The organism is Rossellomorea vietnamensis (assembly GCF_001305855.1).
GTDB classification, from domain to species: domain Bacteria; phylum Bacillota; class Bacilli; order Bacillales; family Bacillaceae_B; genus Rossellomorea; species Rossellomorea vietnamensis_A.
In genome coordinates, this window is record NZ_LIXZ01000026.1 from 1 (window position 1) to 22758 (window position 22758).

The 22758-nt window shown below is 44.5% G+C and carries 25 protein-coding genes and 1 pseudogene; 6 read left to right on the forward strand and 20 right to left on the reverse strand.

Annotated elements, in window-relative coordinates; genetic code table 11:
- Positions 1–259: 259 nt before the first annotated feature.
- Positions 260–1903, reverse strand: coding sequence for a M20/M25/M40 family metallo-hydrolase (locus AM506_RS20090; RefSeq protein WP_060674689.1), 1644 nt, complete (start codon positions 1901–1903; stop codon positions 260–262).
- Positions 1904–2144: 241 nt separating this feature from the next.
- Between AM506_RS20090 and AM506_RS20095 the strand changes: the two genes are divergently transcribed.
- Positions 2145–3446, forward strand: coding sequence for an NCS2 family permease (locus AM506_RS20095; RefSeq protein ID WP_060674691.1), 1302 nt, complete (start codon positions 2145–2147; stop codon positions 3444–3446).
- A gap of 60 nt (positions 3447–3506) precedes the next feature.
- Here the strand turns inward: AM506_RS20095 and AM506_RS20100 are convergent, their stop codons facing one another.
- Both AM506_RS20100 and AM506_RS20105 read right to left on the reverse strand, forming a co-directional pair.
- Positions 3507–4052 (reverse strand): histidine phosphatase family protein, encoded by a 546-nt coding sequence (locus tag AM506_RS20100; RefSeq protein WP_060674749.1) that lies wholly within the window; start codon positions 4050–4052, stop codon positions 3507–3509.
- A gap of 169 nt (positions 4053–4221) precedes the next feature.
- Positions 4222–4758: a GNAT family N-acetyltransferase gene (locus tag AM506_RS20105; RefSeq protein WP_060674692.1), complete on the reverse strand. Its 537-nt coding sequence runs from the start codon at positions 4756–4758 to the stop codon at positions 4222–4224.
- A gap of 335 nt (positions 4759–5093) precedes the next feature.
- Between AM506_RS20105 and AM506_RS20110 the strand changes: the two genes are divergently transcribed.
- The 3 genes from AM506_RS20110 to AM506_RS20120 all read left to right on the forward strand — a co-directional run bounded on the left by AM506_RS20110 (position 5094) and on the right by AM506_RS20120 (position 7291).
- A complete protein-coding gene (locus tag AM506_RS20110; RefSeq protein ID WP_060674694.1) occupies positions 5094–6044 on the forward strand; it encodes an L-lactate dehydrogenase in 951 nt (316 codons plus the stop codon).
- An 88-nt stretch (positions 6045–6132) separates the two neighbouring features.
- Positions 6133–6627 (forward strand): hypothetical protein, encoded by a 495-nt coding sequence (locus AM506_RS20115; protein ID WP_060674696.1) that lies wholly within the window; start codon positions 6133–6135, stop codon positions 6625–6627.
- A 10-nt stretch (positions 6628–6637) separates the two neighbouring features.
- Complete coding sequence (locus tag AM506_RS20120; protein WP_060674698.1) at positions 6638–7291, forward strand: SIMPL domain-containing protein; 654 nt, start codon at positions 6638–6640, stop codon at positions 7289–7291.
- Positions 7292–7552: 261 nt separating this feature from the next.
- On the opposite strand, the gene AM506_RS20125 is transcribed toward AM506_RS20120, so the two are convergent.
- The 7 genes from AM506_RS20125 to AM506_RS20155 form a co-directional block, all read right to left on the reverse strand.
- A complete protein-coding gene (locus AM506_RS20125) occupies positions 7553–8092 on the reverse strand; it encodes an NAD(P)H-dependent oxidoreductase (protein ID WP_060674700.1) in 540 nt (179 codons plus the stop codon).
- A gap of 136 nt (positions 8093–8228) precedes the next feature.
- A complete protein-coding gene (proC, locus tag AM506_RS20130) occupies positions 8229–9035 on the reverse strand; it encodes a pyrroline-5-carboxylate reductase (RefSeq protein ID WP_060674702.1) in 807 nt (268 codons plus the stop codon).
- 124 nt (positions 9036–9159) lie between these two features.
- Positions 9160–9363, reverse strand: coding sequence for a hypothetical protein (locus tag AM506_RS20135; protein WP_060674704.1), 204 nt, complete (start codon positions 9361–9363; stop codon positions 9160–9162).
- Positions 9360–10382, reverse strand: coding sequence for a phosphotransferase enzyme family protein (locus AM506_RS20140; protein WP_060674706.1), 1023 nt, complete (start codon positions 10380–10382; stop codon positions 9360–9362). Before AM506_RS20140 ends, AM506_RS20135 begins: the two co-directional genes overlap by 4 nt.
- A gap of 25 nt (positions 10383–10407) precedes the next feature.
- Positions 10408–10710 carry a YciI family protein gene (locus tag AM506_RS20145; protein ID WP_060674708.1) on the reverse strand — a complete coding sequence of 101 codons (303 nt, stop codon included), beginning with the start codon at positions 10708–10710 and terminating at the stop codon, positions 10408–10410.
- A gap of 107 nt (positions 10711–10817) precedes the next feature.
- A complete protein-coding gene (locus AM506_RS20150) occupies positions 10818–11555 on the reverse strand; it encodes an alpha/beta hydrolase (protein ID WP_060674710.1) in 738 nt (245 codons plus the stop codon).
- Between the two features lie 49 nt (positions 11556–11604).
- Positions 11605–12594 (reverse strand): Gfo/Idh/MocA family protein, encoded by a 990-nt coding sequence (locus AM506_RS20155; protein WP_060674712.1) that lies wholly within the window; start codon positions 12592–12594, stop codon positions 11605–11607.
- Between the two features lie 92 nt (positions 12595–12686).
- Here AM506_RS20155 and rpiA point away from each other — a divergent pair, with 92 nt between their 5' ends.
- Positions 12687–13364, forward strand: coding sequence for a ribose-5-phosphate isomerase RpiA (rpiA, locus tag AM506_RS20160; RefSeq protein ID WP_060674751.1), 678 nt, complete (start codon positions 12687–12689; stop codon positions 13362–13364).
- 24 nt (positions 13365–13388) lie between these two features.
- On the opposite strand, the gene AM506_RS20165 is transcribed toward rpiA, so the two are convergent.
- The 10 genes and pseudogenes from AM506_RS20165 to queG form a co-directional block, all read right to left on the reverse strand.
- A complete protein-coding gene (locus AM506_RS20165; RefSeq protein ID WP_060674714.1) occupies positions 13389–13880 on the reverse strand; it encodes an STAS domain-containing protein in 492 nt (163 codons plus the stop codon).
- Between the two features lie 140 nt (positions 13881–14020).
- Positions 14021–15178, reverse strand: a complete 1158-nt coding sequence (yhbH, locus tag AM506_RS20170) for a sporulation protein YhbH (protein ID WP_430341643.1) — start codon at positions 15176–15178, stop codon at positions 14021–14023.
- A 263-nt stretch (positions 15179–15441) separates the two neighbouring features.
- Positions 15442–15615: a hypothetical protein gene (locus tag AM506_RS22615; protein ID WP_152968641.1), complete on the reverse strand. Its 174-nt coding sequence runs from the start codon at positions 15613–15615 to the stop codon at positions 15442–15444.
- 75 nt (positions 15616–15690) lie between these two features.
- Positions 15691–15873, reverse strand: a complete 183-nt coding sequence (locus AM506_RS20175; RefSeq protein WP_060674718.1) for a hypothetical protein — start codon at positions 15871–15873, stop codon at positions 15691–15693.
- Between the two features lie 100 nt (positions 15874–15973).
- Positions 15974–17869 carry a PrkA family serine protein kinase gene (locus AM506_RS20180; RefSeq protein WP_060674720.1) on the reverse strand — a complete coding sequence of 632 codons (1896 nt, stop codon included), beginning with the start codon at positions 17867–17869 and terminating at the stop codon, positions 15974–15976.
- Positions 17870–18411: 542 nt separating this feature from the next.
- Positions 18412–19161: an oxygen-insensitive NADPH nitroreductase gene (gene nfsA, locus AM506_RS20185; RefSeq protein WP_060674723.1), complete on the reverse strand. Its 750-nt coding sequence runs from the start codon at positions 19159–19161 to the stop codon at positions 18412–18414.
- 86 nt (positions 19162–19247) lie between these two features.
- Positions 19248–19721, reverse strand: a complete 474-nt coding sequence (trmL, locus tag AM506_RS20190; protein WP_060674724.1) for a tRNA (uridine(34)/cytosine(34)/5-carboxymethylaminomethyluridine(34)-2'-O)-methyltransferase TrmL — start codon at positions 19719–19721, stop codon at positions 19248–19250.
- 16 nt (positions 19722–19737) lie between these two features.
- Positions 19738–19782: pseudogene (locus tag AM506_RS23445) on the reverse strand (hypothetical protein); the annotation flags it as partial.
- A 5-nt stretch (positions 19783–19787) separates the two neighbouring features.
- Complete coding sequence (locus AM506_RS20195; RefSeq protein WP_440480360.1) at positions 19788–20660, reverse strand: amidase domain-containing protein; 873 nt, start codon at positions 20658–20660, stop codon at positions 19788–19790.
- 84 nt (positions 20661–20744) lie between these two features.
- On the reverse strand, positions 20745–21884 hold the full coding sequence (gene queG, locus AM506_RS20200) for a tRNA epoxyqueuosine(34) reductase QueG (protein WP_060674728.1): 1140 nt from the start codon (positions 21882–21884) through the stop codon (positions 20745–20747).
- Positions 21885–21983: 99 nt separating this feature from the next.
- Here queG and AM506_RS20205 point away from each other — a divergent pair, with 99 nt between their 5' ends.
- Positions 21984–22655 carry a B3/B4 domain-containing protein gene (locus AM506_RS20205; protein WP_060674729.1) on the forward strand — a complete coding sequence of 224 codons (672 nt, stop codon included), beginning with the start codon at positions 21984–21986 and terminating at the stop codon, positions 22653–22655.
- The last annotated feature ends 103 nt before the right edge of the window (positions 22656–22758 follow it).

The window sequence follows — 22758 nt, forward strand, 5'->3', positions numbered from 1 at the left end:
GATGGATATGGAATGCAACATCATTTTTTTGCAACTTCACTTCTAAATCTAAAGGCAAAACCACTTGATTCATGATATAATTTTTAAACATAAGGACCCTTCTTTCGATTAAAATTTTGTGTGGTAACTTTATTTTATCAGAAGTGGTCCTTATTTTAATTTAAAAAATAATTAAAGCCGGTAAAATTTTACGAGGAGTAAAATTTTACCGGCTTCTTCATTTTAGAGGAGGGTTTTGTCCCAGCCTCCTTCTTCCCTATCATATTTGCAATAAGTCCTTCGTCACCCGCCTGATGATTTCCGGGAGGACGGAGAACGTATAAGGTTTATACACTCTCTCGGTCCACTGATGACCATCCTTCCCGTAGACTCCTATATTAATGGAGGGTATGTTCAGCTTTCTGATCAAGTCGATGGGCACCGGGTACAGGTGATCGATCAGGGGCAGATTCTTCTTGAACACGTCGATATCTTCATCTTCTTCATGAAGAGAAAGAAAGCTTCCATCTGCTAGATAAGGGAAAAACCGTTTGATGACGAACTCTTCCCCTGTCTCATTCGATATCTCATTCAAGCAGTTTCCGAGGGCATCTTTCACCTTTTTGCCGTACTCATTTTCCTCATTGACAAAATTATGTGGTAAAAAGGGTGGAGCGAAGAAAAGGATGACCCTTGGTGTCCGGTCGGGATCAAGATGCTGCAGGGCTTCCACCATTGTATAAGCAATCGTCCGTCTATCCTCCCCTTCCATATCATGAAAGATTTTCTTCATGACGGGATCCGGATCTAAGCCCCTTTCTTTCAGCCAGAATATATACTCCCTTAACGTAAGGACTTCCACTTCCCAAGAAAATTCCCGTTCAGGGAATCCGTGATAGCTCCGGTACTGTTCAAACTGCTTTTTGCTTCGCTCTTCCATTTCACTTACTACCTTCAATGCGACCTTTTTCATATCGTATAGAACTTCCCGAGCCGTTCTTTCGTATACGAAATAGTTGAAATAAAGAGACGCGCTGAGAGGGGTCTGAACATTATACGTATGCTTATCATCTTTAAAATAGAGACATGAAGGCGGCAGTGTGAACTCACCCGGAATATCTTCTAGATAGTCAAGATTCTGATTGATCTCAAGATTGATCTTGGAGGCGATGACGGTCGGATCAATCGAAGTCAGGACATCTCCGACATGTGCTTCTCTTCCATATATATAGAAACTTGGCAGAAGCTTTCCCGCCGCTCCGGTATAAATATACCTTTTACAATCGCCGTCATAAATAGGGGAAATGAAATCCGTGTTGATGGCTGCCAAATAGTCCATGCCTTCGTTTTTCAAGCGGTGTAGATCACTTAAAGCCGCAATCATCCCGCCATGCTCACTTTCCTCGTCCCCATTGAACAGGAAGAGTAAATTCCCACCCGGCTGTTTCTCCCCTGAATGAAACAAAAGGTTCGCTAAATGGACGGCAATTCCGCTCTGCATATCCAAGGCGCCCCTCCCGAACAGCCAGCTTCCTGAAAGGGCATCTTCTTTAACCTTTTCTTCCCCTTCATAATCCATGAAGTATTTCTGCAGGAAATCCGGATCATGGGCCATATCCTGAAGGGCTCCATAATCATCGGTTCCCACCGTATCGTAATGGGCATGAAAGACAACGGTTTTAGAGGACGTCCCTTTTACAAGGGCAAAAACGTTCTTCCTTCCAACCGGATCATTAGGGACTTCCTGGAGCCAAACTCTATCGGGATGGAGCTGAAAATAAGGAAACGAAGAGATCAATTTATATATAAATAGAGCTTTCTCACTTTCGCCGATTGTACCGTTATAACTTTTCAGAGCGATTAAGGATCGTGTGATGAGTTCAATCTGTTCAGAAGTTGACTTGTCTTTCAATTGAGTATACATAGTACCGCCCCTATCTTAAAGAAATATGAGCCTATGCGTGGTAAATCGTTCAATGCATGGGCATTATAGAAACTGATTCCTCTATAATTGATAACATCTTATCGAAAAAGGATGGGGTTTGGAAGGGGTTTCAAGATATTTTCTTAAAAATAATTCGGTCTTTTCTATTGAAATTCGTTCTATTACCGAATATTATAGAAGTTGTGTGTTTTTAATGTTCGTTTTTATTGGAGGTTTTACGATGTTTAAATTAAAGGAACACGGTACGGATCCTAAAACGGAAATACTAGCCGGGATCACAACATTCCTGACGATGGTGTACATAGTAGTAGTGAATCCCATCATCTTATCCGATGCAGGTGTCCCGTTTGATCAGGTATTCTTAGCAACCATCATTTCGGCCGTAGCCGGTACATTATGGATGGCATTGTTTGCAAATTACCCGATCGCCATTGCTCCTGGTATGGGATTGAATGCTTATTTTACTTACTCAGTGGTCGGTGCACATGATGACATTTCATATATTGTTGCATTCTCTGCCGTTTTCGTAGCAGGTATCGTCTTCATCCTGCTCTCATTGACACCTTTACGAAAAAAATTGATCGAAGCCATTCCTCAAAATCTGAAGCACGGAATTACAGCGGGGATCGGTTTATTCATTGCCTTTATCGGTTTGCGTCTGACAGGATTGATCCAGGCACATCCAACAAATTTAGTACAGCTCGGGGATCTTCATTCCCATTCAGCACTCCTTGCATTGACCGGATTGGCCGTAACCCTGATTCTCATGGTACTGAATGTCCATGGTGCCCTATTCATCGGGATGATCGTGACAGGGTTGATTGCGTACTTTACAGGAGATCTTTCCTTTAAAGAAGGATTTGTGGCCATTCCCCATCTTCCTGAAGGACTGATGGTGGCAAACCCGGTAGCGGCATTTGCTGACGTCTTCCAGTATGGATTATATGCGGTCGTCTTCTCTTTCCTTCTGGTCACCATCTTTGACACGACGGGAACGATGATCGGAGTGGCACAGCAGGCTGGCCTGATGAAAGGAAACACCCTTCCGCGAGCCCGCCAGGCACTGCTGGCCGATTCCATCGCGACCACGATCGGTGCGATGTTCGGTACTAGCCCGACATCCGCATATATCGAATCTTCAGCGGGGGTTTCTGCAGGGGGAAGAACGGGATTAACAACGTTGACCGTATCGATCCTGTTTATCACTTCAGCCTTCTTCGGGCCACTCGTAAGTTCCGTATCAGGGATCTCTGCCATTACGGCTCCTGCCCTGATCATCGTGGGAAGCCTGATGATGGGAAGCATCTCGCAGATCAAATGGGATCAGTTGGATGAAGCATTCCCTGCGTTTTTAATCATCCTGAGCATGCCGCTAACATCAAGCATCGCAACGGGGATTGCACTGGGATTCATTTCTTATCCCTTACTTAAAGTAGTGAAAGGAGAATGGAAGCAGGTACATCCACTTGTGTATATCTTTGCTGTCCTGTTCTTTTACCAACTGGCATTTCTGCCTCATTGATTAGAATAGATACTTGAAAGACCGTTCACAGTGAACGGTCTTTTTTTATATGGGCTGCGATTATATTCTCGATACACTCTTCAGATTTGCATCATCGAATGTTAAACAGTATATATCCGGCATCTCAAGCTCTCTCCAAAATTCAACTCCATACGTTTCATCAAAATAATTCATGACGAGGACCATGATATTGCCGTGGGTCCCAATGACCACGTTTTTCCCATTATATTCTTTCAATATTTTAAATATCCCATTCACGCCCCTCTTTTGAGCGATAAGATTCGACTCTCCCCCTTCTAATGAAAGGGCCGGCTCCGCCCAAACCGATGAGATCGCTTCCTGAAAGTTTCCCACAGGCACGGAGGATAGGGTACGTTCTCTCATCTCTTCTACCAGTGTGATCTCCTGATTGATATGTCGGGCTATTCCTTCTACCGTTTCCACGGCTCTTTTATAGGGACTGGAACAAACCACATCGATCTTTTCCTTCTTCAGTCGTTCGGTCACTGAGACAGCATCCCGCCTTCCTTTTTCAGACAGTGGCCTCGTTAGCTCTTCCGCGGTATAAACCGAATGGGCATGCCTGACCAGATATAGTTTCGTCACGGTCATATCTCTTCACTCCTTTCTCTTCGCCATCAATAAATAGGACTGCTCTGTTTGAACAGCCCTTGACTATTCGTTATGTACTACAAACATTTAGACAGTTGCAAACATGTTCATCCAAAACTACCGGGTACTCTCTAAATGCAAAAGATTCTTCAATATCTTCCATTTACTCTGGAATGAACTCCATCAACCAGGAATCATGGTATACCCCTTCATGAAGCTCATGCTCCCTCAATATTCTTGCTTTGCTATATCCACATTTCTCGTAACAGCGGATCGCTCTCGTGTTCCATGTCATCGGGTCCATCACGAGGCGGTGGACTCCCTCTTTCTGTAGCAAGTACTGTACCACAGCACGGATGAGTTGTGTTCCGACTCCCTTATTCCAATAATCCGCCTCCCCGATGAATTGATCCGTTCCGTAAATCACTTCATCCAGATTCGTATAGCCGTAGCGTATCATCGTCTCATGATCGAGCTGATAATATTGAAGATAACCGATCTCAATTCCTTCATACTCAACAAGACAACTCATGACACCTCTGTCCGAGAAGAACTTCTCCTCCACCATCACGGGGGTGAAAGGACGATCCCTGCCTTCATAATATTCCAGCACCACAGGATCCGATAACCACCTTGAGAGCGTGTACTTATCCCTATCCACTATCGGCCGGACATTCAACTCCCCACTTCTCACATTCATACACCCACACCTCCATAAACAAAACTCTTCCTATATACATTCATCAAAGCCAATGAAAAACCCTTCTTTTAGAGGGACGGACCTTGATTCCTAGGACCTGGTCCTAGGAATCAAGGTCCGTCCCTCTCCGATAACTTTGACATATTTGTGAATAATTTCACAAATATGTATGATATGATACGTTTATCAATAGAATATCAGTGTGAAACGTGTTATGATCTACTTGTGAATTACTTCACAATATCAACATGATCAATCCTGTCATCCCCTCGAATCATCAGGGAATGCATGTTACGAATCGTTAGAACAAATTTTGAAAGAATAGGTGATGACGTATGACAATCAAATGTACAAACAAAGTAGCTTTAATCGGGACAGGATTTGTTGGTTCAAGTTATGCCTTCGCTCTTCTCAATCAAGGAATTGCCCATGAGCTTGTGATGATCGACCTGAATAAGGAGAAAGCCGACGGAGATGCACGTGATTTAAATCACGGCCTTGCTTTTGCTTCCCCTATGAAGATTTCAGCCGGGGATTATCGTGATTGTAAGGATGCGGATTTGGTTGTCATCACTGCCGGAGCAAACCAGCAGCCTGGTGAAACCAGATTGGACCTTGTAGAGAAGAATGTGAAGATTTTCAAAAACATCGTAGACTCTGTCATGGATAGTGGTTTCAACGGGATATTCCTTGTGGCGACCAACCCAGTCGACATCTTAACATATGCCACATGGAAATTCTCCGGACTGCCGAAGGAAAGAGTCATCGGCTCAGGGACGATACTGGATACCGCAAGACTTCGTTACTTGGTTGGGCAGCACTTCGATATTGATACACGGAATATCCACGCCTATATCATGGGGGAACACGGTGATACGGAGTTCCCGGTTTGGAGCCATACGACGGTTGGTGCAAGTCAGCTGAATGAACTGATTGATATGAAGCAGGAGAATGTCCAGAAAGAACTCGATGACATTTTTGTCAACGTAAGGGACGCAGCCTATCACATCATCGAACGAAAAGGGGCAACATATTACGGAATCGCCATGGGACTTGCCCGGATTACCAAAGCCATCTTCAATAATGAAAACAGCATCCTGACCGTTTCTGCCCTTCTCGAAGGAGAGTACCAGGAACAGGATATGTATATCGGCGTCCCTGCCATCATCAACCGGGATGGGATCCGTAAAGTGGTCGAACTTCCCTTGAACGAAAAAGAAAAGGCCCAGTTCTCCCATTCTGCACAAACGTTGAAAAACGTCATGAAAAAAGCGCTGGAATCTTGATCCGGCTCCTTATCAAACCAGATTAGACACGCACGCCCACTCCCCCTCCTCATAAGATAAAGAGAATTCTTTATGAGGAGGTTCTTCTATGTATGATCACAGACAATTATTCCCCGGCTTGCCCGGCGGCGGATTTCCTGGTTTTCCTGGGGGAGGACAGGGTTCCGGAGGAGGATTTCCCGGCCCTCCTGGATTTCCAGGCGGCGGTGGGAGTTCCGGTGGCGGCGGTTTCCCAGGCATTCCCGGTTTTCCCGGTGGAGGACAGGGAGCACCAAGCTCACCACCACCCACAGGCGGGCAGGGCGGACAAAATCAACCACCACCCGGACCACCGCCGAACTTCCAACCGCAGAAAACGGCACTGCAAGGGACCCAGGGCGGACCAAGCACCTTTGCAGTCGACCCCGGTTCCATCAGAAGATGCTTATTTCGTTACACGTATATATGGCTAAGGAGAGATGCATTCTGGTTCTACCCTGTCTTTGTCGGGCGCCGTTCCATTGCAGGATGGAGATGGACCGGATTCACATGGGTGTACTTCGGCATCGACTTGAATAAAATTGAATCGTTTACGTGCGTGTAGGTGTGTGGCCATGCACTCCTATCCGTACTATAGAACCAATCGATCGAACGGCATCATTACCGTCAGCGGCGAACATACATTATATGTCGATCCGGATCAAGCCATCCTATCGATAGGTATTGTTACAAATGATAAGGAGCTTGAAGTTGCCCAAAACGAGAATCAGCAACTTTCCAATCGGGTCGTACAATCCCTTTTAAATAATGGAGTGCGCCGACAGGATATCCAGACATCCACCTATCAAGTATCTCCGCAGTACCAATTTGAGGATGGAAAACAAACGTTCACCGGTTATGAAGTTCGACAAGTATTCAAGGTCACTGTTCGGTCGATCGAAAAAGTCGGGAAGATCATTGATGATGCTATAAAGAGCGGGGCAAACCGTGTAGAAAACATTCAATTTGTCCAGTCTGATCCCATTGAATCCTACCAGCAGGCTCTTGCTTTAGCCTATCAAGAAGCATATCAAAAGGCACTCACATTATCCGCCCAGTCGAATCAGCAGCTTAATCCGCAGCCCAAATCCATTACGGAACAATCCCGACCCGGAGCCGTCCCTTTCATGAACACCGCCTATTTAAAAGCAGCCGACGAAAGTACGGCCGTTCAGCCTGGCCAGATAGCCGTCACAGCCATCATCACAGTAGAATTCAGGACACATTAAAAAAACTGCCAAAGTAGATGACTACTGAGGCAGTTTTTTATGGAGGTACGGACCTATGGGTGAAAGAAGGCTTATATTATCAACCGCCCCCAGCTTTACCTTATAAAAAATTGGCGGGTGGGAAAGAATTGCGTCATTTTGGCTGGTGATTGCGTCGTTTTTTTCATTATTGCGTCATTATTGAATTTATTGCGTCATTTCTCATGATGATTGCGTCATAATCCAATAAATTCCACTACGTCTCTCTAAAAGAAAGGCCTCTTACCGACCTCTCTTCAAATCCTCATCGACCACATAGGCAGCCACTTTATCTGCAGAATTGGAGACTTCTTCCTCACTCAACATCCTGACACCATGCTCGGCATAGGCAGGCAGAAATGTCATCCCCGTAAGATTAGCCATCGCCTGTAATGGTTTCAGTAGTTCACTCATGGAATAGTGATTATAGCCTCCTGATTGATAAGCACCAGCAGGGCCGCCCGTTGAAGTGATAACCAGGAACTCCTTACCATGGAGCTTAGTCCCTTCCGAACCGTATGCCCAGCCATATTGAAGCACTTGATCCTGCCATTCTTTTAAAATGGCGGGTGTGCTGTACCAGTAGAATGGAAATTGAAACACGATGCGGTCGTGGGCTAACAGCAGGCTTTGCTCTCTTTCTACATCGATCTTCATATCGGGATATTCGTTATATAAACGATGGACAGTGACGTTCTCTTCCTTTTCCAGTCGACCTGCCCACGCTTTGTTCATTCTGGATTCTTCAATGGTTGGATGTCCAACCAACACTAATGTTTTCATATGCTCTCACTCCTTATTTGTATGTACAAATAATAACACAGGTTCATTTGTACATACAAACACTATCTTAAAAATTTTTATTTTTTATTTTTCATATGAAATTAGAAGTTCAAAAAGCTTTTTCTCTCTTCAAACTCTATTCACCCAATGACTTCGACTTCCGCCCGCAGGCTTCCATAGCTGATAATACAGCCCCCTTGAACTGATGTTTCTCCAAGGCCGCCACTGCTTCAATCGTTGCGCCTCCGGGTGAACAGACGGCATCCTTCAGTTCTCCGGGATGAGTGCCGGTTTCAAGGACCATCTTCGCAGCCCCAAGCACAGCCTGTGATGCCAGCTGATAGGCAAGACTCCTTGGGATCCCCTGGAGGACGGCCCCATCGGCGAGTGCTTCGATGAACATAAATACGTAGGCAGGAGATGAGCCGCTCACTGCCGGTATCGCATCCATCAAGCTTTCCTCAATCTTTTCCGCTTTTCCGAAGCTTTCAAGGATCGCCTGTACATGTTCCAAGTCGCTTTCTGTTATTTCTTCATTCACACAGTATGCGGTCATTCCTTCTCCAACAAGACTCGGAGTATTCGGCATCGTCCGTACGATTTTGGCAGTAGTGGAAATCTGCTCCTCCATCCATTGGATTGTGATGCCAGCGGCAATCGTAATGATGATGCTGTCTTTTTTCAAGGAATCTTTGATTGATTCGATCAGTTCCCTGTATTGATCCGGTTTCACTGCAAGGAACACAATATCTGAAAAAGCCGCTACACTCTGATTGTCAGCCGTCGTCTTCACTCCAAATTTCTCGCTGACCATATCCAGGGTTGCTTGAGTCCGGGCACTTGCGCGTACGGACTGCCGAGTCACCAGCCCCGACTTCAAGATTCCTCCCATAATGGCCTGCGCCATATTTCCGCATCCTATAAATCCAATGGTTTTATCCATTTCCTTCACCTCTCGCTTGTATGTAAACAGTCTTTAGCATCATACCAAACTTTCACTCTTATTTAAAATGGTTGAGGCTGCACTAAAAAAGCTCAGGGAGATTACTTCTCCCCGAGCCTTTCCCTCATTCCACCAGATTCCCACAGTGAGGACATAGGGATTTGGAATAATCCTTTGGAATTTTTTTATAGCAATGACTGCACGTCTTCACATAAACCGGCTGCTCGAACAAGTCTTCCGACATGCCGTATCCACTCTTGAAAGTCGCCTTCATCAGTCGGACTATTAGCCCGATGATTCCTCCGGTAATCAGTAAAGCCCAGATCATCTTGTTCGGACTTCACGAAGGATCTTCTCATAATCAAGGTCGACGATTGGTTCATCCTCCTGTAGTCTCTCCCTGATTTGGGACAACAATGACCGCTCTCCATCAGATAAATTCTCAAGATCCCACTTTTTATGGAAGACTGTGTACAGAGTCAGATCCCTGAGAAGCAGGAAATGCGGAATGCGCTTGACCCATTCGTCATCGATGTCACACTCAGTCAAATAACCTTGAAGAAACGCGATGAGGAATCTCTCCCCGAACCCACTCCGGGTTTCCAGCGTCTCATTCCGAAACTTCCACCACACCGAATAATAGAGGGGAATGGCCACATCACTTACAAAAAAGAATTCCATGCTATCATCAAAGTCAAACACATGGAGAGCACCTTCGTCATAAAAGAAGTTACCCGGATGGATGTCTGAATGAATGAGGCCGAACGAATCCTGTGTCTCTTTAAAGTCCCGGATGCTTTCCTTATTTAGACGGCCTTTTTCAATGATACCCCTGTCTTCAACAGATGTTAAATATTTGTCGTAGTCCAGCACATCATCCTGATCCCAGCGCTCACGCCTGTTTTCATCCTGCACGTACCCCTTTGTTACCCTGTGCATATGACCAGTGAGCTTTCCCCATTTGTAAAAAAGTTCATCATCAAATAAAGGATCATCCATCATCACGGGTTTCCCAGTAGCTTTGTCAAATAAGCAGACAAAGAAATACGTTTCCCCCGTTTTGATCACTTCTACCAGATTTCCTTCGTCTGAATCATTCACGAGTGAAACATTCACCCCATGTTTATGTAAGTAATTGATCCATTGCAACTCAGCTTCCACTTCCACTTTAGAACGATGGGAACTGTGAGTCAGGCGGAGGATATAAGGAATATCTCCTCTGTGCACCTCATACACATAGTTTTCGAAGTCACCTAGCTTTTTCGCATGACTTGTGTCGCAGCCGAAACGTGAAGCTGCATCCTTTAATACATCCTTTGTAAATAGTTCTTGAATCCACTTTTCCATCTTATATCTCCTAGTCTATGACATGTTAATTTTTCCTTAGAAGAGCCACCCGGTAAGGGAATAAATCTGCTGTCATGATCCTCTCTTTCACGACAGGATCCCCTTCCATCATAGCCCTTGCCTGCTCCTCGTCATCCGCTTCAAATACGACGATTCCAAAAGCATTTTCCTCTTCATTTAATGTTCTACCTGCAAGGATCACCGTCCCACCGTCCGTCAATTCTTTCAACCGTTCGAAATGGCGTTGTACAATTTCTTCATCCCCTGCCGTCCAATTTGCTTCTTGATACAATCGTGGAATCAACTTTAATACATAGATAAATTCCATTTCTATCTCTCCCTTCACCATGACATATACGACCTGCCACGTCCATAATCCTTTATTCAGTAATCAAAAAAGGCCGCTTGAGTTTGTCTCAAGCGGCACTAAAAGGGTTAGTTCTCCTTCATCCAATCGTCCATCACCTGTATGATTTCATCCTGTTGTTCCCAGACGGAAATACTCGCTTTCTTGTCACCCTTTTGTGGACCGTAAACTCCGAATCCTGCATGGTTGCCTCCGTCAATCTTTTGGAAGGACGCTTTAGACGGCAGCAGTTTCTTACTTTTGTCAACGTCCTCCCCTGTGGTAAGACCATCGTTCTCTGCGTAGATGCTCAGGACCGGCATATCACTCTTGGAGAAATCAGCTGAATTGGTTGGATAGGACGCCAGGAATATGACACCTTTCACTTCATCTTGATGATCATAGGTATACGATGCCGCAGCCACACCTCCCAATGAGTGACCGGACAGATACCAATCAAGATTTTCATCGAAATCACTGATAATCTTTTCGGCCTCATTAATGCCGAGAAAAGCGATATGAAGTGGCATCTTGGGGATGACGACGGTATACCCCTTATCGGATAGAGACTTACCGATATACCCATAAGCCTCCACTTCCACCTTTGCTCCGGGATATAGTATTACGCCTTTCCCATTTGAATTTTCACTTTTAAAAATAAGCCAGTCATTTTTTTCTTCTATCAGTGGGTCATCCTCTATATGGACTGTCTTCGTCAATTTTCCCGTAGCTGGATACGTTTGTTCTGACCAAAGATAAAATCCGAGAAAACCTACAACAATCACCGACAGAAGAACAACCCCGGCCCATTTTAATAGCTTTTTCATTGGCTCTCTCCCTTTCATAGTCACTCAATAAGACATCATTTTCTGAACGTCAAATCCGATCTGCAGGAAAAACCAATCCGATCTGCTTTCTGGCGTTATCCATCACCCTGGAGCTGATTAAAGAATGCTCGTAAGAATTAATGGCAGATTCGTATTCCCCTCCTTTTTTGATGATGGAAACAAATTCATTTATTTCGTAATACATGTATGGAAAGTCCTCTTTTTGAGTATAAACACATTTTTCTCCATTATGATAATAAAACGTCAATGTACTGAATTCACCTATTTGGTCGATAGTGACGGTGCCGTCCTCTCCTTGAATTTCAGTCGGGATGTGCGTATTCGAGATCTTCGAGAAAATGGACACTACTTCCATTTCATCGTATTTCATGATGACTGTCCCTGAACCATCGACACCTGAATCCAGCATGGTGCCAGTCGCCTTTATTTCCTTCGGCTCTCCGAATAAGACAACCATGGGATAAATGCAATAGACGCCCAAGTCCATGAGGGCACCATTGGAAAAAGCGGGATTGAATGCATTCAGAATCGTCCCATCTTTATACGCATCGTATCTGGATGAATACTTACAGCAGCTGACATTAACTTTCCGAATGGTCCCGATGGTGTGCAGTTTCTCTCTAAGCAGCTGAAAATTGGGCAGGAATGTTGTCCTGACCGCTTCCATGAGAAAGGCATCGTTCTCCTTAGCAGCAGCAATCATTTCTTGAACCTCCCTTTCATTCGAAGCTAACGGCTTCTCACATAATACGTGAATGCCTTTCCTTAAAAAAGGGATGGCCTGACTGCAGTGAAAGGAATTGGGACTGGCTATGTACACGGCATCAATATGCTCTTTACTCGCCATCACATCTATATCCGTAAACCAGTCCCTGATCCCATGGGTTTCAGCGAATGACCTTGCCCTCTCTTCCGTCCTTGAATAAACAGCTCCTAATTGGCAGCCGTCCACTTCTCCTGCCGCTTGAATAAAACGATCAGTAATCCAGTTGGTTCCGATGATTCCGAATCTAATCATATGATCTCTCCTTCTTTCATTCATGTTTATTCTAGTATAGAATGCTAAGTAAAACGACAATTACATTGGAAAGGGGCTATGCAGTGGACAGCATGGAAAAGAAGTTAGCCGGTGAAAAAGCAACCGAATATATAAAAGACGGAATGACAATCGGATTAGGTACCGGCTCAACCGTTTATTGGACGATTCAAAAATTGGGTGAACTTGTCTCTCAAGGATTACAGATCAAGGCAATCCCCTCTTCAGTGGACACAGAACGCCTGGCAAAAAAGGCCGGTATTCCATTGACCACCTTCGCTGAAGTGGATATGTTGGACCTTTCGATTGATGGCGCCGATGAGGTGGATGCAATGTACAATTTAATCAAAGGGGGAGGTGGGGCATTGGTAAGGGAGAAGTTTATAGATACGTTCACCCGCAAGTTCATCATTGTCGTGGACGAGTCCAAATTGGTCTCAAGGCTTGGCTCCTTTCCACTCCCTGTTGAGGTCATTCCCTTCGGATGGGAAGTGACGTGCCAATCACTCGCTGAATTGGGTTGTACCCCGGTTCTAAGAAAAAGAAATGATGAACGATTTATATCCGATAACGGTAACTATATCGTGGATTGTCATTTCACAGGCATTGATGACCCTGCCTCCCTTCACTCCCGATTAAAACAATTATTAGGTGTCGTGGAAACAGGTCTTTTCATTGACTTGACAACCCTGATGATTGTCGGGAAACGAGATGGCGTGGAGGTTGTCTCACCGAAGAAGAACCTGACATGATGGCACTCAGTACAAAAGCCAACCTTATTGGTTGGCTTTTTGGAATTCCATGTCTTTTTCCCTCATCAAATACTGTAATGCTGTTCGGAATGTCAGGAAGGTTTTAATCCCTTGAAGCTCTCTTACTCCTGAATTGATCATGATTTGAGTAAGAGAAGGAGTGAATCCGACAAAAAGAGTTTCGATTCCCATTAACCCGATGGCCTTCGCCATGTTATCAATATACGTGCCGAAAATATCAATTTCACCGATTTCCTTCTCTGATATCGCTGAGAAATCGACAATGATGGTATTAATGTCCTCTCCATAAGAGACGTCCAATATCTTTGTAATGATCCTTTCAAAGCGTTCCGGACTCAACCTGCCCGTAATGGGGATCAGGATGGTTTCAGGGATGATGGACGGAATAATCGGTGCTGAAATCTCCATGATGAGCTGCTCTGATTGAACCAGCTGTTCTTTCAATTCTTTAACTTCCTGCTTTAGCTGCTTAATTTCTTGACTTTCACTTGTCATGACAACCCTCACCGCTTATAGAATGTTTTTATAGTACCTTTCTCTATTCTAGCACTTTAGATACAGAATAACCTAATGATTTCATATGTAACGAGATAAATAGATGACAATGAAAAACCAGCCTCGCCGGCTGGTTTTTCTCACGCGAATGCCTTTTCCTGCTCTTTGTTGAAGAAACTCTTCATGGCATGGAATACATCGGCTTTTTGCTTAAGGATGTAGTAGCGGAAATCGTCGTTTTTAATGTTTTTATAGGCTGACATTAACGTGGAGTGACGATTATACTGATTCACTTCACCATATCCGAACATGCTGGACACTTTCATCAATTCTTCGACAAGCTTGACACATCGCACATTATCACTCGTCAGGTTATCCCCGTCGGAGAAGTGGAAAGGATAAATATTGTAACGGCTTGGAGGATACTTTCCATCGATGAGCTCCAGAGCTTTTCGATAAGCTGATGAACAGATCGTCCCCCCGCTTTCCCCTTTCGAGAAGAAGTGCTCTTCTGACACCACCTTGGCTTCTGTATGATGAGCGATGAATTCGATTTCCACGGTTTCATATTTTGTGCGCAAGAATCGGGTCATCCAGAAGAAGAAGCTTCTTGCCATATACTTCTCCCAAACTCCCATACTGCCGCTCGTATCCATCATAGCAAGTACTACGGCTTTCGATTCCGGCTTTAATACTTCGTTCCACGTCCTGAATTTCAGATCTTCTGTAAAGATCGGATGAAAGCTTGGTGCTCCTTTCATGGCATTTCGTTTGAAGGCAGACATCATCGTCTTCTTTTTATCTATATTCCCCATTAGACCGGTTTTACGGATATCATTGAATTCAATATGCTCGACGGTTTGAACATCCTGCTCTTTCTTCTTAAGGTTCGGAAGCTCCAATTGGCTGAATAAGGCTTCTTCGATTTCAAGCATTGATACTTCTGCTTCATAATAATCTTCACCGGCTTTATCTCCGGCCCCTTGACCTTTTCCTGGACCCTGCTGCTGCGAGCCGTCCCTTGCAATGACGTCCCCTACCTGGCTCTCACCGTCTCCCTGCCCGACGTGTTTATTCTTATCATAGTTGTAACGTATTTTATATTCATCTAACGAACGAATCGGGATTTTGACGACGTCTCGGCCATTGGACATGACAATGTTTTCTTCTGTGATCAAGTCTGGTAAATTATTGCGGATGGCATCCTGTACTTTCTCTTGATGTCTCTGCTGATCATCGTGACCTTTGCGGTGGAGGGCCCAATCTTCCTTGGAAATGACAAACTGATGATTATCCATTTGACTCAAATTATTCCCCTCCTTAATTTTTTTCACATTTTTTCATTTTCCTGCATACACTATGTTGACTGTCTAAACTGCACGTATCCCATGAAGTGAAACGGGGATTACTCTATCCTATGCAGAAGTATTGATAAATTTACAAATAATTTCGACAATTAACCGTTCTTTTCTATTTGGACGAGCCTATTTTTCTGACAGGTTGTAATGCCTGTCCCGGATTGATCGAATTCCAAAAAAAATAATCAGGCACGATCACCTGATTAAGCTTCCTCTTCATATTGAGCCGGGTCTGAAACTCGATTGTGCAACTTTAATTCGCCACTGGAACGTAACTTCTCCATTTGCTTTCCCAGTTTAATGACTTCCTCCATATTGGAAGCCATGCTTCCGTTAAGAGGCTCCACTTCTTCCCGAGGTTTCGGTGTAAAAGACATCCTATCAACCCACCTTCATTCGATATGGGTACGGCTCTCTATCTATAGATTATGGTATTCAGAGTTTTCTGTCAACTATTCCTTGTCTTTCTCTTTATATTGAACAGGATCGGGCTGCTTTTCATCCTCTTTCAATTCTTCATTCGTTCTGAGCTTATCCATCTGCTTCCCCAACTGCTCCATCTCTTCCATATCATGTGCCATTGAACCGTTTTCCGGTTCATAATTTTTATCTAGTTCGTGTTTGCTTTTACTCATATCTCTTCACCTCTTGGATACTACTTTTCCCTTTAGATGAGAGATTTAAACAACCCTGAAAAAATCGGGAGATGCATAGCACCTCCCGATTGCACTTCTATTAACGGTTCAACAGGCTGCCCACATAGCGCAGTAATTCGTTGGCGGATGTTGAGTTGTAGCCATGTTCATCGATGAGGCGGGCAACCACTTCGTTGACTTTTTTCAGCTGCTGTTCGTCTGGCGTTTTGGATGATGTCGTGATTTTCACAACATCCTTCAAGTCAGCGAATAGCTTCTTCTGAATGGCTTCTCTCAGGCGATCATGTGAATTGTAATCGAATCGCTTTCCTTTTCGGGCATAGGCAGAGATACGGATCAGGATTTCTTCACGGAATGCCTTTTTAGCATTTTCAGAGATTCCGATCTGCTCCTCGATGGAACGCATCAGCTTTTCATCCGGATTGATTTCTTCACCCGTTAACGGGTCATGAAGCTTTGCTTTGTTGCAGTAGGCTTCAACATTATCAAGATAGTTATCCATAAGCGTTTTCGCAGACTCTTCATACGAGTACACAAAGGCTTTCTGAACTTCTTTCTTCGCAATATCATCATACTCTTTCCGGGCAAGGGAGATAAAGTTTAAATATTTCTCACGTAGTTCATTTGTGATCGATGGATGTTGATCCAGCCCTTCCTTCAAAGCCCGGAGAACATCCAACGCGTTAATGGTCGGTACTTCTTTTCGAATAATCGTAGAAGAGATACGGTTGATCACATAACGCGGATCGATACCGCTCATTCCTTCATCCTGGTATTCTTTCTTCATTTCATCCACATCGGCAGAATTAAAGCCTTCTACATTTTCTCCATCATACAGGCGCATCTTTTTGATCAAATCGATGTCACCACGCTTCGGTTCCTTTAACCGGGACAGAATCGTGAACATCGCTGCCACCCTTAATGTATGAGGAGCCACGTGGACGTTCGAAACATCACTTTCATTGATCATTTTTTCATATATCTTCTCTTCCTGGGTGACCTTCAAGTTATACGGAACCGGCATGACGATGATCCGTGAATGTAAGGCTTCATTCTTTTTATTCGAAATGAATGAGCGATACTCGGTTTCATTCGTGTGCGCAACAATCAGCTCGTCGGCTGAAATCAGGGCAAACCGGCCTGCTTTGAAGTTCCCTTCCTGGGTAAGAGATAATAAGTGCCATAAGAACTTTTCATCACATTTGAGCATTTCCTGAAATTCCATCAAACCACGGTTCGCTTTATTTAATTCCCCATCGAACCGGTACGCGCGCGGATCCGATTCTGAACCAAATTCAGCGATTGTGGAGAAGTCGATGCTTCCTGTTAAATCGGCGATGTCCTGTGACTTTGGATCAGATGGACTGAATGTACCAATCCCAACACGTTTATCTTCTGAGAAGAAGACTCTTTCCACTTGGACGTCTTCAATGCGGCCATGGTATTCTTTCTCCAACCGCATCGTATTCAACGGAGAGAGATTTCCTTCAATTCGGATGCCATACTCTTCATAGAAATCTTCACGTAAATGCTGTGGGATCAAATGCAGCGGGTCTTCATGCATCGGACAGCCTTTAATGGAGAACACGCCTCCTCTTTCAGACCGTGAATACTGCTCGAGTCCCCGTTTCAGCATGGAAACGAGTGTCGACTTCCCTCCACTTACAGGACCCATCAATAATAAGATCCTTTTTCTCACGTCTAATCGTTTCGCAGCAGGATGAAAGTATTCTTCAACGAGTCTTTCCAGCGCCTCTTCTAAGCCAAATAATTGATTGCTGAAGAATTTATACTTCCGTTTCCCCTCGACCTCCTCGACCCCGGCATCTTTAATCATATTAAAGACTCTTGAATGAGCAGACTGCCCGATCCAAGGCTTCTCTTTCAGCAGGTCTAAATACTGAGCAAACGTCCCTTCCCATTTCAGTTTCTCTTCTTCTTCTCGGTAATGTTCAATTCTTTTTAAAATATCCATAAGGACCTCCCCCTGTCGCTTAATGAGAGACGATTAATATACTCTATGCGCTTGTTCACCCGAACATGTTAAGAAGATATTTTAATTAAAGACAAACGGTCGATATTCGCTTCATTCATTGAAATAGGGGATAAATATGAAACGCTTTCTCTCCCTGTCTTCAATCTTTCACAAAACAGCAAAAAAAATCCAACTTTCGTTCACATCAATTTAAAAATAGGCTATACTAAAGACAGACTGTGGAATATGTTAATTGGGAGGTTGCAATACATGGGTACTGTCATGATCGTAGGTGTATCTTTAGTATTCTTAGTAGCGATTTTCACTGCTGGATATAACGATAAACCGGGCTCTAACTAAAACTAAAGCAGAGGCGGCTCGTTCAGAGGCGACAAGCATAAGATGAACCTGCCGGAAAGGCGCTCTTTGCCTTTTTGGCAGGTTTAACTTATGACCTCGAGCCTCTAGCCGCCGGAGCTGGATGATTCTAAAAAAAATGAAAAAGAACTGACCACAATGCTGGTCAGTTCTTTTCATTCACCTTATTTGTTATTAAACCCTCTCTTCTCTACAAATTCCTTCATATACATCCGCTTGTTACCTGACAGCATCTTCGCCATTTGGGCGGTCCAGCGATCCGAGCGTTTCCCCGCGGTCCGGGCATGATAATAAGCAGAAATGGTTTCATCATAGCGCTCAAGCCCTTCCTTTATGGACGTCTCATCTACATTGTAAGAATCCTCATGATAAACCGATTCCATCGGCAATCTCGGTTTAACATCCGAAGAATTCTCAGGGATACCGACGGCGAGTCCAAATAAAGGGATGACCCGGTCCGGCAGCCCCAGCAGTTCACTCACTGATTCCAGATCATTTCTGATCCCGCCGATATAGCAGATCCCAAGTCCCATTGATTCAGCAGCGATGGCTGCATTCTGGGCCGCAAGGGAAGCGTCAATGAGGGCCACCATGAATTTTTCCGTGCTTTCCAAAGAAGGAATCACATCTGCTTCTTCCCAATCACCGATTTTTTCATGACGGTATAAATCAGCACAGAATACGAAGAAATGACCGTTTTCTTCGACATAACGTTGATTCCCGGCAAGCTCAGCAAGCTTCTTCTTTTTTGCGGGATCCTTCACGCCAATGATCGAATAAGCTTGTATATAACTCGACGTACTCGCAGCTTGTGCACTGGAGACAATCGTATGGATCTGCTCCTCTGACAGTGATTCATTTTTAAATTCGCGGATGGATCGATGTTTCAGGATGGTTTCGATGGTTTCATTCATTATGTAGTCTCTCCCTTCTCATTATCCTCTTAGTATAAGCTAAATAAAAAAAGGAATGAAAATCATTTGATTTTCATTCCTGCTTTTTATAACAGACCCGGATAATTCCGCTGCCTTAATGCTTCATAGATGAGTATCGCCGCTGTGTTGGAAAGGTTTAAAGAACGGACGTTTTCATTCATAGGGATGCGGAGTGCCCGGTCCAGATTATTCTGGATGATGTCATCAGGAAGCCCGGAGGTTTCCCTGCCGAAAATAAAGAAGTACTCTTTGTCTTCCACACTGTAATCAAAGTTCGTGTGAGGGATTTTCCCGTACTTTGTTAAATAGAAAAATTCACCGCCGTCGTTTTTCTCAAAGAACTCTTCAATGGAATCATAGTAGACAATGTTTACAAACTGCCAGTAATCAAGGCCGGCACGCTTTAACATTTTATCGTCAGTTGAGAATCCAAGTGGTCGGATCAAGTGCAGGGTGGTGTCTGTCGCTGCACACGTTCTTGCAATATTCCCTGTGTTAGCAGGGATTTCTGGTTGATATAATACAACATGTACTCCCATGTCAATGTCACCTCATTCATAAAACTCTAAGTGACATTATACCATTTCTCCCCCATAGAACAAGACTTAACGGTCATCTACGATCGTAAAAAAACGATATTTGATATTAGGTGTATAGGCAGTGGAATCTTCGTATTTCCAATATCTCATCCGGCTATTGAAGGTATGGGCATTCACGAGGGGCTCTCCCCCGGCATCCTTCCCAGTGACAATGGTCGTATGATCAAAACGACCGTCCCCTTCAAAGTCGTAGCAGATCACATCCCCAAGCTTTAATTCGTTCGGATCATCCACAAGCCTCCCGCGAAGACCGATCGTCGAATTAGGGATATACCACCTCAAGGAATTCGCCACCGTCCAGCTGTAACTCCAGTTCTGATTCCGCATCCACCAGCCCTTCCCCTTGGTTGGATATCCACGCATCGGAGCATCTCCTGCATGAAGGCACTGCGAAATATAGTTCGTGCAATCATTCTCGAACTTCTTGAATGCCGGGTTATAGCTGTTCCACCACCGTTCTGCATATTGAACGGCACTGAGCCGGTCATACCGGTACGTCACTCTTTCTTCTTCTTCATGAGTGACGGTCTCCTCTTCCTCCACACTCTCTTCACGTTGAATCTGGATTTCTCCATCTTCATACATTTTATCATTGTAAAAGACCGCCCTTCGATTCTCCACTTCTTCTTCCAAATAGAGCAGGGATCCCTGTTTGATGAGATATTTATAATGAACATCATATAAAATGGTCTGAGTCTCATTGCTTTCTTGTGTAATACGGAGGACCTTTCCGGTTGCATCCACCTTCACAATCTCTGCGTGGCGCTCCTGACAAGATGCTTTTTTCCTTCTCACTTTGTCACTCTCGTAATCTGATTGACTGCGAGAAGTATATTCTTCGATAACATGCTGGACTTTTTCCAATAACAGCTTTCGGATCATCGTCTTCCCTCCTCACTAATTGTTATGCGCCACTCATACCGTTCAAAACAAAAAAGGATAAACTCAAGGGAAATGATGAGTTTATCCTTTCTGGCGTATTAAGTTAAGACCTTTTTGTATTTCTTCTAATACTTCTTCATCCGTCTCAACCGTTTGCTGTATGAGGAGTGCTTGTTCTGTTGATTCTCCGCCGATTGTCCCCAGGGCCCATGCGGCGGTTCCCCGCATGACGGGCCTCACATCTTTTTCCAGGACGTGGATAAGGTCATCTACGGCCGTCTCATCTTTAAAGTGAGCAAGAGCAATGATGGCGTTTCGCTGAATAGGCTTCTTACCTCTCCAGGAACCAGATACATGACCGTATTTCTCTTTGAACTCACGGTTACCGATGGTTAATAGCGGCTTTAAGAGCGGCTTTGCGATTTCCGGATCCGGCTCCATCTCTTCATGAAAATGAAAGTCCATCCCTTTATTTTCCGGGCAAACGGTTTGACAAGTATCACATCCGTATAGGCGGTTGCCAAGCTTCACCCGGTACTCATCAGCAAGAAAACCCTTTGTTTGGGTTAAAAAGGCAATGCATTTCCGGGAATCCAGCTGACCGCCTTCTATGAGGGCTCCTGTCGGGCATACGTCCACACATTTATTACATGTCCCGCACTGGTCTTCCATCGGTGTATCCGGTGCAAATGGCAGATTTGTCACCATTTCCCCCAAATACACATAAGAGCCGAATTCAGGTGTAATAATCGAACAGTTCTTTCCGCTCCAGCCAATCCCTGCACGCTCCGCCACGGCCCGGTCCACGAGTTCCCCCGTATCCACCATGGATTTGAAACGTGCCTGTGGGACTCTGGAGACAATATACTCCTCAAGCTTTGAAAAACGATCCCTGAGCACATGGTGATAATCCGTCCCCCATGATGCCCTGCAGAAAATCCCCCGTCTTTCTCCCCGCTTGCTTTGGGGGGCATTTTTCATTTTAGAAGGATAGGCAAGGGCAATGGCGATGATTGACTTCGGTTGACCAAATATCAAGGAAGGATCGACCCGCTTCTCAATATCCTTCTCCTCAAACCCGGATTGATACCCGAGCATTTCCTGACGAAGGAGCCGGTTCTTCATTTCAGAGAACGTATCGGCAGTGGTGAATCCGATCTTATCTATCCCAATCTCCTTACTGTAAGCAATGATATCCTGTTTTAATTGATCCATATCCATTGACCTTACCTCCTTTCTGAATTTTTTTAACTAAGCATCCGTGAAATAGCAATGTGTATTATGATAAACTATTTTAAAACAAATGTGGAGGGAAAATAAGTGGAAATCACAATTGATTCATCCATTACGAGTAAAATCCCCGATTTCAAAGTCGGATTCATTCAATATCATCATATCGAAGTCGGCTCTTCTCCTCAAATGCTGAAAGGCAGACTTCAGCTGTTTCAGGAATCGATCTTCTTTGATCTTCACGATAAGAGTGTGACCGAACTTGAAGGGATTGCCGCATGGAGGGAAATCTTCAAGAGTACAGGAAAAGATCCGAACCGTTACCGTCATTCAGCCGAGGCCCTTTTCCGCCGTGTCAAAAAACAAAACTATCTGACTACCATTAATTCTGCCATCGATCTCAATAACTTCTTCTCCCTTCAATACGAAGTGCCAATCGGCATCTACGACAGTGCGGGGCTCAATGGGAATTACATCGAATTAAAAGTGGGGGAAACAGGACAAACCTACACAGGGCTCAACGGCCGGGAAAACTCCCTGGAAAACCTCATCGTCGCCTGTGACGGGGACGGACCTTTCGGGAGTCCATTCGTCGATTCTGACCGTGCCCCTGTCGGTGAGGAAACCAAAAATGCCGTACAAATCATCTTTTTGAAGCCCTCACTTTCATTAGATGAAAGTGAGAAACTGACGAAATCATTGATGGACATGTTCATCGGGATCCATGGTGGGGAAGGGTCCTTTGAAGTGGTTGGTGGATAGTGGACTTTGCAGGATACCCGGGAATCTCCAACTCAATATTGACTGCGGCCGGAGTCAAGTCCGGCCGAATTTCACACTAATCCAGCCGTTTTTGCCGCTAATC

Bases quoted from the DNA above. Each gene is read 5' to 3' on its own strand.
- AM506_RS20090 (WP_060674689.1), bottom strand. From the start codon at position 1,903: ATGTATACTCAATTGAAAGACAAGTCAACTTCTGAACAGATTGAACTC.
- AM506_RS20095 (WP_060674691.1), top strand. From the start codon at position 2,145: ATGTTTAAATTAAAGGAACACGGTACGGATCCTAAAACGGAAATACTA.
- AM506_RS20105 (WP_060674692.1), bottom strand. From the start codon at position 4,758: ATGAATGTGAGAAGTGGGGAGTTGAATGTCCGGCCGATAGTGGATAGG.
- AM506_RS20110 (WP_060674694.1), top strand. From the start codon at position 5,094: ATGACAATCAAATGTACAAACAAAGTAGCTTTAATCGGGACAGGATTT.
- AM506_RS20115 (WP_060674696.1), top strand. From the start codon at position 6,133: ATGTATGATCACAGACAATTATTCCCCGGCTTGCCCGGCGGCGGATTT.
- AM506_RS20120 (WP_060674698.1), top strand. From the start codon at position 6,638: ATGCACTCCTATCCGTACTATAGAACCAATCGATCGAACGGCATCATT.
- AM506_RS20125 (WP_060674700.1), bottom strand. From the start codon at position 8,092: ATGAAAACATTAGTGTTGGTTGGACATCCAACCATTGAAGAATCCAGA.
- proC (WP_060674702.1), bottom strand. From the start codon at position 9,035: ATGGATAAAACCATTGGATTTATAGGATGCGGAAATATGGCGCAGGCC.
- AM506_RS20135 (WP_060674704.1), bottom strand. From the start codon at position 9,363: ATGATCTGGGCTTTACTGATTACCGGAGGAATCATCGGGCTAATAGTC.
- AM506_RS20140 (WP_060674706.1), bottom strand. From the start codon at position 10,382: ATGGAAAAGTGGATTCAAGAACTATTTACAAAGGATGTATTAAAGGAT.
- AM506_RS20145 (WP_060674708.1), bottom strand. From the start codon at position 10,710: ATGGAATTTATCTATGTATTAAAGTTGATTCCACGATTGTATCAAGAA.
- AM506_RS20150 (WP_060674710.1), bottom strand. From the start codon at position 11,555: ATGAAAAAGCTATTAAAATGGGCCGGGGTTGTTCTTCTGTCGGTGATT.
- AM506_RS20155 (WP_060674712.1), bottom strand. From the start codon at position 12,594: ATGATTAGATTCGGAATCATCGGAACCAACTGGATTACTGATCGTTTT.
- rpiA (WP_060674751.1), top strand. From the start codon at position 12,687: ATGGAAAAGAAGTTAGCCGGTGAAAAAGCAACCGAATATATAAAAGAC.
- AM506_RS20165 (WP_060674714.1), bottom strand. From the start codon at position 13,880: ATGACAAGTGAAAGTCAAGAAATTAAGCAGCTAAAGCAGGAAGTTAAA.
- yhbH (WP_430341643.1), bottom strand. From the start codon at position 15,178: ATGGATAATCATCAGTTTGTCATTTCCAAGGAAGATTGGGCCCTCCAC.
- AM506_RS22615 (WP_152968641.1), bottom strand. From the start codon at position 15,615: ATGTCTTTTACACCGAAACCTCGGGAAGAAGTGGAGCCTCTTAACGGA.
- AM506_RS20175 (WP_060674718.1), bottom strand. From the start codon at position 15,873: ATGAGTAAAAGCAAACACGAACTAGATAAAAATTATGAACCGGAAAAC.
- AM506_RS20180 (WP_060674720.1), bottom strand. From the start codon at position 17,869: ATGGATATTTTAAAAAGAATTGAACATTACCGAGAAGAAGAAGAGAAA.
- nfsA (WP_060674723.1), bottom strand. From the start codon at position 19,161: ATGAATGAAACCATCGAAACCATCCTGAAACATCGATCCATCCGCGAA.
- trmL (WP_060674724.1), bottom strand. From the start codon at position 19,721: ATGGGAGTACATGTTGTATTATATCAACCAGAAATCCCTGCTAACACA.
- queG (WP_060674728.1), bottom strand. From the start codon at position 21,884: ATGGATATGGATCAATTAAAACAGGATATCATTGCTTACAGTAAGGAG.